The sequence below is a fragment of the Skermanella sp. genome, from assembly GCF_059503625.1.
The window spans coordinates 1-5,992 of record NZ_JCACHA010001033.1 but is presented as its reverse complement, the minus strand read 5'-3'; the positions used below and the strand labels follow the sequence as shown (position 1 = coordinate 5,992).

The following is a 5,992-nucleotide window of genomic DNA, read 5'->3' as shown; positions in this document are numbered from 1 at the left end:
CGTCTTGTTAACCATGTTGCGGTACTCATCACCTGCTTTTGTCCCAATTCTGTCCAGACATTGCGGGTCGCTGATGAAATCCTTCCTGAAACGGCATGCACGGGTAATCGCACTGGTCGCGGCAATGGTCCTGATCGTCACGGCGGGACTGACATATGTCTTCGCCTCCGGCGCCGGTACCTTCGGCGCGCTGATCGGCAGGATGGACCGCGCCGAAGTCGCTCAGAGCGTCTTCGCCGACCGGCTGGCGGCTGAAGGCATCGCCTCCCTCCATGTCATGGGCAACCGGATAGAGTTCACCGGCCGCGACGGCGTGAACGGGGTGACGACGGTCCTGTGGACCGACGCCCTGCGTCAGGCTGTCGCGGCCCCCGGCATCGAGATGAACGTCGAGCCGGTCGAGGGCGGGGCGCTGCTCGCGACCAACCGCTGGCTGGACGTCCTGCTGAAGTTGAACATGGTGGGCTTCCTGGCCTTCGCGCTGGTCTTCATGGCCGGCATGATGCGCTCGCCGGTCAAGAAATCGGGCACCGCGTCCTCCGACGTCCGTTTCGCCGATGTCGCCGGGGTGGACGAGGCGCGGGCGGAACTGGTCGAGCTGGTCGATTTCCTCAAGGCGCCGGCCCGCTTCGCCCAACTGGGCGCCGGCATCCCCAAGGGCGTCCTGCTGGTGGGGCCTCCCGGTACCGGCAAGACCCTGCTGGCCCGCGCCGTCGCGGGGGAGGCGGGCGTGCCGTTCTTCCCGGTCACCGGCTCCGACTTCGTCGAGATGTATGTCGGCGTGGGTGCTGCCCGCATCCGCAAGCTGTTCCGCGATGCCCGCAAGCGCGCCCCCTGCATCCTGTTCATCGACGAGATCGACGCGCTGGCCCGTGCCCGTGGCGCCACCTCGCCGTCGGGCGGCCAGATCGAGACCGAGAACACGCTGAACCAGTTGTTGGCCGAGATGGACGGCTTCGCCCGCGCCAGCGGCCTGATCGTGATCGCGGCCACCAACCGGGTCGATGTGCTGGACCCGGCCATCCTCCGCCCCGGCCGGTTCGACCGCCATGTCTTCGTCGGCAACCCCGACATCAAGGGCCGCGCCGCCATCCTGGCGGTCCATGCCGCCAAGGTGGCGCTGCAAGCCGATGTCGATTTGACGGTGATGGCGCGCGGCACTCCCGGCATGTCGGGCGCCGATCTCGCCAACCTGGTGAACGAGGCGGCGCTGCGGGCGGCCCGTGACCGGCGCTTCCAGGTGTCGATGGCCGATTTCGAGCAGGCGCGGGACAAGATCGTCATGGGCGGCGAGAAGGTCACCGTCATGTCGGAGGACGAGCGCCGGCTGACGGCGTTCCACGAGGCCGGCCATGCGCTGGTCGCGTGGCGCTCCGCCCATTCCGATCCGGTGCATAAGGTGACCATCGTGCCGCGCGGAAGGTCGCTGGGCATGATGGTCCGGCTGCCCTTGGAAGACCGCTTCTGCCTGTCCAGGGCGCGGCTGGAAGCCGAACTGGACGTGACGATGGGCGGCAGGGCCGCCGAGGAGATCGTGTTCGGCAGGGAGTTCGTCACGACCGGAGCCGCCGGCGATATCCAGATGGCGACCGACATCGCGACTAAGATGGTCACGACCTGGGGCATGTCCGACCGATTCGGCATGGTGGCCTACGGCCGGGGAGCCGCACCGGCGGCTGCAACAGCCGCGCGGACGCCCCAGGGCGAGGCCGGCGCCCTGTCGCCCCAGATCGCCGAGGAAGTGCGCGGCATCATCGACGCGGCATACCGCCGCGCACACGACCTCCTGACCGCCGATCTGGCGCGCCTTTACGAACTGGCCGATGGCCTGCTGCGGGAAGAAACGCTGGACGCCGCCGCCGTCCGCGCCATCTTCGAACGCCCCGAGTATCGTGCCGGGGAGACCGGCGCGGATGCGGCGGCGACCAAGCCGCCGCTTGTCGGGGCCGATCCGGAACATTATGAGTTAGCCTGACCGGCGCCGCTTGGTAAGGCGCCCCAGGGTCTACAATTAAGGTGTCCTGAATGAAGAAGTTTCTCCTGGTGGCCGCCGCCGGCCTCGCATTGGCCGGGTGCGCCACCGATCAGACCAAAGGTCCTGCAACGACCGCCGCCGAAGCCGCTGCCGTTCCCGCCATCGCCCTGGACGACAGCGACAAGGCGATCATCGACGCGACGCTGCAAACGGCGTCGAAGGCCATGGTCGGCAAGCCCGTGGCCTGGACCAACCCGGCCACCGGCAAGAACGGCGCCGTCACCATCATCCGCCAGGGTTACACGCGTGACGGCAAGCTCTGCCAGGAATTCCATCTGGTCGCCAACACCAGCGCCGCCCGCGCCCAGCAGGTCGGCAAGGCTTGCCGCAGCAACGGCAAATGGACGCCGGAAGGCGGCTTCACGCTGGGAAGCTGAAGCCTCTATCCTTCGGCGTTACGACAGCAGGCCGCGCAGCCGGTACAGCTCCTCCAGCGCCGCCTTCGGAGTCAGGTCGTCCGGGTTTATCGCCGCCAGGGCCTGTTCGACAGGTGAAGGTCCGGCGGGGGATGCTGCGGCCTCCGGCTCCTTGCGGCGCAAGGCGACGCTGAACAGCGGCAGGTCGTCGGCCAGACGGGCGACGCTGCCGGCCTGATCGCCTTTCTCCAGGATCTCCAGCACCTGTTCGGCCCGCGCGATCACCGCTTCCGGCAGGCCTGCCAGCCGTGCGACATGGATGCCGTAGCTGCGGTCGGCGGAGCCGGCGGCGACTTCGTGCAGGAAGACGACCTCGCCCCGCCATTCCTTGATGCGCATGGTGTGGCAGGACAGCCGGGGCAGCTTCGCCGCCAGCGCCGTCAATTCGTGGTAGTGGGTGGCGAACAGGGCGCGGCAGCGGGTCGCCTCGTGCAGGTGCTCGACGCAGGCCCAGGCGATCGACAGCCCGTCGAACGTCGCGGTTCCCCGCCCGATCTCGTCCAGGATCACCAGCGCCCGAGGGCCGGCCTGATTGAGGATGGCCGCCGTCTCGACCATCTCGACCATGAAGGTCGAGCGGCCGCGCGCCAGATCGTCCGCCGCCCCGACGCGGCTGAACAGCCGGTCCACGACGCCGATCCGGCAGTGGTCCGCCGGGACGAAGCTGCCGATCTGCGCCATCACGGCGATCAGCGCGTTCTGGCGCAGGAAGGTGGACTTGCCTGCCATGTTGGGGCCGGTCAGAAGCCACAGCCGGTCGTCGGGCGCCAGATTGCTGTCGTTGGCGACGAAGCGGGCACCTTCGGAAGCGGTAAGCACCGCTTCCACGACGGGATGGCGCCCGGCCCGGATGTCGAATTCCAGGCTGTCGTCCACGTTGGGACGGCAGTAGCGGCGCTCTTCCGCCAGTTCGGCCAGCCCGGTCACGACGTCGAGCAGCGCCAGCGACTGCGCCGCCTCGCAGATGGCGTCGGCTCTCGCCGTAACATCCGTCACCAGTTCGTCGAACAGCGTCAGCTCGACCGCCAGGGCCTTGTCGGCGGCCTCGGCGATCCTGCGTTCCAGCTCGTTCAGCTCGACCGTCGTGAAGCGGACGGCGCTGGCGAGCGTCTGGCGGTGGATGAAGGTCTCCGCCGCTTTGCCGGTCATCAGCTTGTCGGCGTGGGTCGGCGTCACCTCGATGTAATAGCCCAGCACGTTGTTGTGCCGGATCTTCAGGCCCGATACTCCCGCCAGATCGGCATAGCGCGCCTGCATGGCGGCGATCAGCCGGCGGCTCTCGTCGCGCAGGGTCACCAGATCGTCCAGCTGGAGCGCGTATCCCGCCGCGATGAAGCCGCCGTCGCGGGTCAGCAGCGGCAGTTCCGGCGCCAGCGCCCGCGTCAGCTGGTCGATCAGGGCGGAATGCTCGCCCAGCGCCGAGGTAGCTTTCTTGATGCCGGCGGGGCCGGGAGTCGTCCCGGCATTGGCGAGCACGCGGCGCATCTCCGCCGCCCGCACCAGCCCGTCGCGGATGCAGGCAAGATCGCGCGGCCCGCCGCGCCCAAGGGTGAGGCGCGAGAGTGCGCGCTCCATGTCGGGGCACTGGCGCAGCAGCGCCCGCGCTTCGGTCCGGGTGCGGTCCTCGGCGACGCAGAACTCCACCATGTCCAGCCGTCCACCGATCTCTCCGGGATCGGTCGAGGGTGCCGCCAGCCAGCCCGCCAGCAGGCGGGCGCCGGGGCCGGTCACCGTGCGGTCGATGGCGGCCAGAAGGCTGCCTTTGCGCTCGCCGGTCAGGGTGCGGGTCAGTTCCAGGTTGCGCCGCGTCGCGGCGTCGATCTCCATGACCGAGCCCTGCGCCATCTGGCGCGGCGGGTTGAGCCGGGGCACCCGGCCTTTCTGGGTCAGCTCGACATAGTCGACCAGTGCGCCGGCCGCCGCGATCTCCGCCCGGCTGAAGTTGCCGAAGGCATCGAGCGTTCCGACACCGAAAAGATCGAGCAGGCGCTTCCGGCCGTTTTCGCTGTCGAAACGGCTGTTGGGCTGGACCGTCAGCCGGCTCTTCCACTCGCCGAACAGTTCGAACAGGTCGGGCTGCTGGACCAGCCGTTCCGGCAGCACCAGTTCCTGCGGATCGAGCCGCTGGAGCGCTGCCGGCAAGCCGTCGCGGGTTACCGGCTGCAAGGTCATTTCGCCGGTGGAAAGATCCAGCCAGGCAAGCCCGACGCCGCCCGCCGTTTCCGCCAGCGCACTCAGGTAGTTGTTGGAGCGGGCGTCGAGCAGGCTGTCCTCGGTCAGCGTGCCGGGGGTCACGACGCGGACGACGGCGCGCTTCACCACCGATTTGCCGCCGCGCTTCTTCGCCTCGGCCGGGTCTTCCATCTGTTCGCAGATGGCGACGCGGTGGCCGTGGCGGATCAGGCGCAGCAGGTAGTTCTCGTGACTGTGGACCGGCACGCCGCACATCGGGATGTCTTCCCCGTTGTGCTGGCCGCGCCTGGTCAGCGTGATGTCCAGCGTCGCGGCGGCCGCCACGGCGTCATCGAAGAAAAGCTCATAGAAGTCGCCCATCCGGTAGAACAGCAGGCAGTTGGGATGGGCCTGCTTGATCTCCAGGTACTGGACCATCATCGGAGTCGACGATGCCGGCACCGGAGACGGTTCGGACGGGGCTGAATTGACAAGTGTGGTATCGGGCACGGCAACCGGTTCGCTGTCGGAAACTGTCATGGCGGCGCCACCCTAGCACGCGCGATGCATCATGGCCTAGGCACGAGGCGGTGCTGCGGGTAGACTGGATTTCGGCGGAGTAAGTTCGAACATACTACAATAGTCACAAAATCACGGGATTGCACGGTCATGGCCCAAAACAAAAAAGTGCGCGAAATCGTGGCCTTGTTCGAGAACAGGGAGGACTTCGACCGCGCCGTGGCGGCCTTGATCCGGGCGGGCTTCGGGCGCGCCGACCTCAGCGTGCTCTCCAGCCATCAGTCGATCGACGCCGCCGGCCGCAAGGGCAAGCCCTATGACGAGGCGCTGACCGGCCTGCTGGGCGAGCTGAACTACGCCTTCCCCCTGACCACCGCCGGCCTGATCGCCATCGTCGGCGGCCCGATCGCCGGTCCGATCGCGGCTCTGGTGGCGGCCGGCGTCGGCGGCGCCGCCGTCAAGGAGTACCTGGACGAAGTGACGTCCCACCCCCAGACCGACGAGTTCGCCCGCGCCCTGGAAGCCGGCGGCGTCATCCTGTGGGTCTGCATCGACGACGACCGGGTCAAGGAGATCAAGGCGCAGGAAGCCCTGGCCGCAGCCGGCGGGCGCAACGTCCACGTGGCGGAACGGGAGACGGCGCCGGGGGAGGATTGAGCAGAACCCTGCTGCGCTGTCGAACTGTGTTTCCGCCGGACGATCAGGGCAGTTGTTGCTAATGCCCATGGTCATGCGCATACTGAATGTGCATGACCATGGAGAAACCGATGCCTGATACTCGCCTTCAGTTCGATGCCTCCGCTCCGAAACGGCCGACCAACGTCAGTCTCAACAGTGATCTGCTGGAGCA

The 5,992-nt window shown here is 67.9% G+C and carries 4 protein-coding genes; 3 read left to right on the top strand and 1 reads right to left on the bottom strand.

Annotation, left to right across the window (positions count from 1 at the left end):
- Window positions 1-73: 73 nt before the first annotated feature.
- Window positions 74-1,975, top strand: coding sequence for an ATP-dependent zinc metalloprotease FtsH (gene ftsH / locus AC5JJ6_RS37605; protein WP_496046936.1), 1,902 nt, complete (start codon window positions 74-76; stop codon window positions 1,973-1,975).
- 50 nt (window positions 1,976-2,025) lie between these two features.
- Complete coding sequence (locus tag AC5JJ6_RS37600; RefSeq protein WP_496046935.1) at window positions 2,026-2,412, top strand: RT0821/Lpp0805 family surface protein; 387 nt, start codon at window positions 2,026-2,028, stop codon at window positions 2,410-2,412.
- An 18-nt stretch (window positions 2,413-2,430) separates the two neighbouring features.
- On the opposite strand, the gene mutS is transcribed toward AC5JJ6_RS37600, so the two are convergent.
- Entirely contained in the window at window positions 2,431-5,064 is a 2,634-nt protein-coding gene (gene mutS / locus AC5JJ6_RS37595) for a DNA mismatch repair protein MutS (RefSeq protein ID WP_496046937.1), read from the bottom strand.
- 228 nt (window positions 5,065-5,292) lie between these two features.
- On the opposite strand from mutS, the gene AC5JJ6_RS37590 reads away from it, so the two are divergent.
- Complete coding sequence (locus tag AC5JJ6_RS37590) at window positions 5,293-5,799, top strand: hypothetical protein (RefSeq protein ID WP_496046934.1); 507 nt, start codon at window positions 5,293-5,295, stop codon at window positions 5,797-5,799.
- Window positions 5,800-5,992: the final 193 nt, after the last annotated feature.

What these genes read in the sequence shown, in the direction of transcription:
- ftsH (WP_496046936.1), top strand. Translation starts at nt 74, where the DNA reads ATGAAATCCTTCCTGAAACGGCATGCACGGGTAATCGCACTGGTCGCG.
- mutS (WP_496046937.1), bottom strand. Translation starts at nt 5,064, where the DNA reads ATGATGGTCCAGTACCTGGAGATCAAGCAGGCCCATCCCAACTGCCTG.
- AC5JJ6_RS37600 (WP_496046935.1), top strand. Translation starts at nt 2,026, where the DNA reads ATGAAGAAGTTTCTCCTGGTGGCCGCCGCCGGCCTCGCATTGGCCGGG.
- AC5JJ6_RS37590 (WP_496046934.1), top strand. Translation starts at nt 5,293, where the DNA reads ATGGCCCAAAACAAAAAAGTGCGCGAAATCGTGGCCTTGTTCGAGAAC.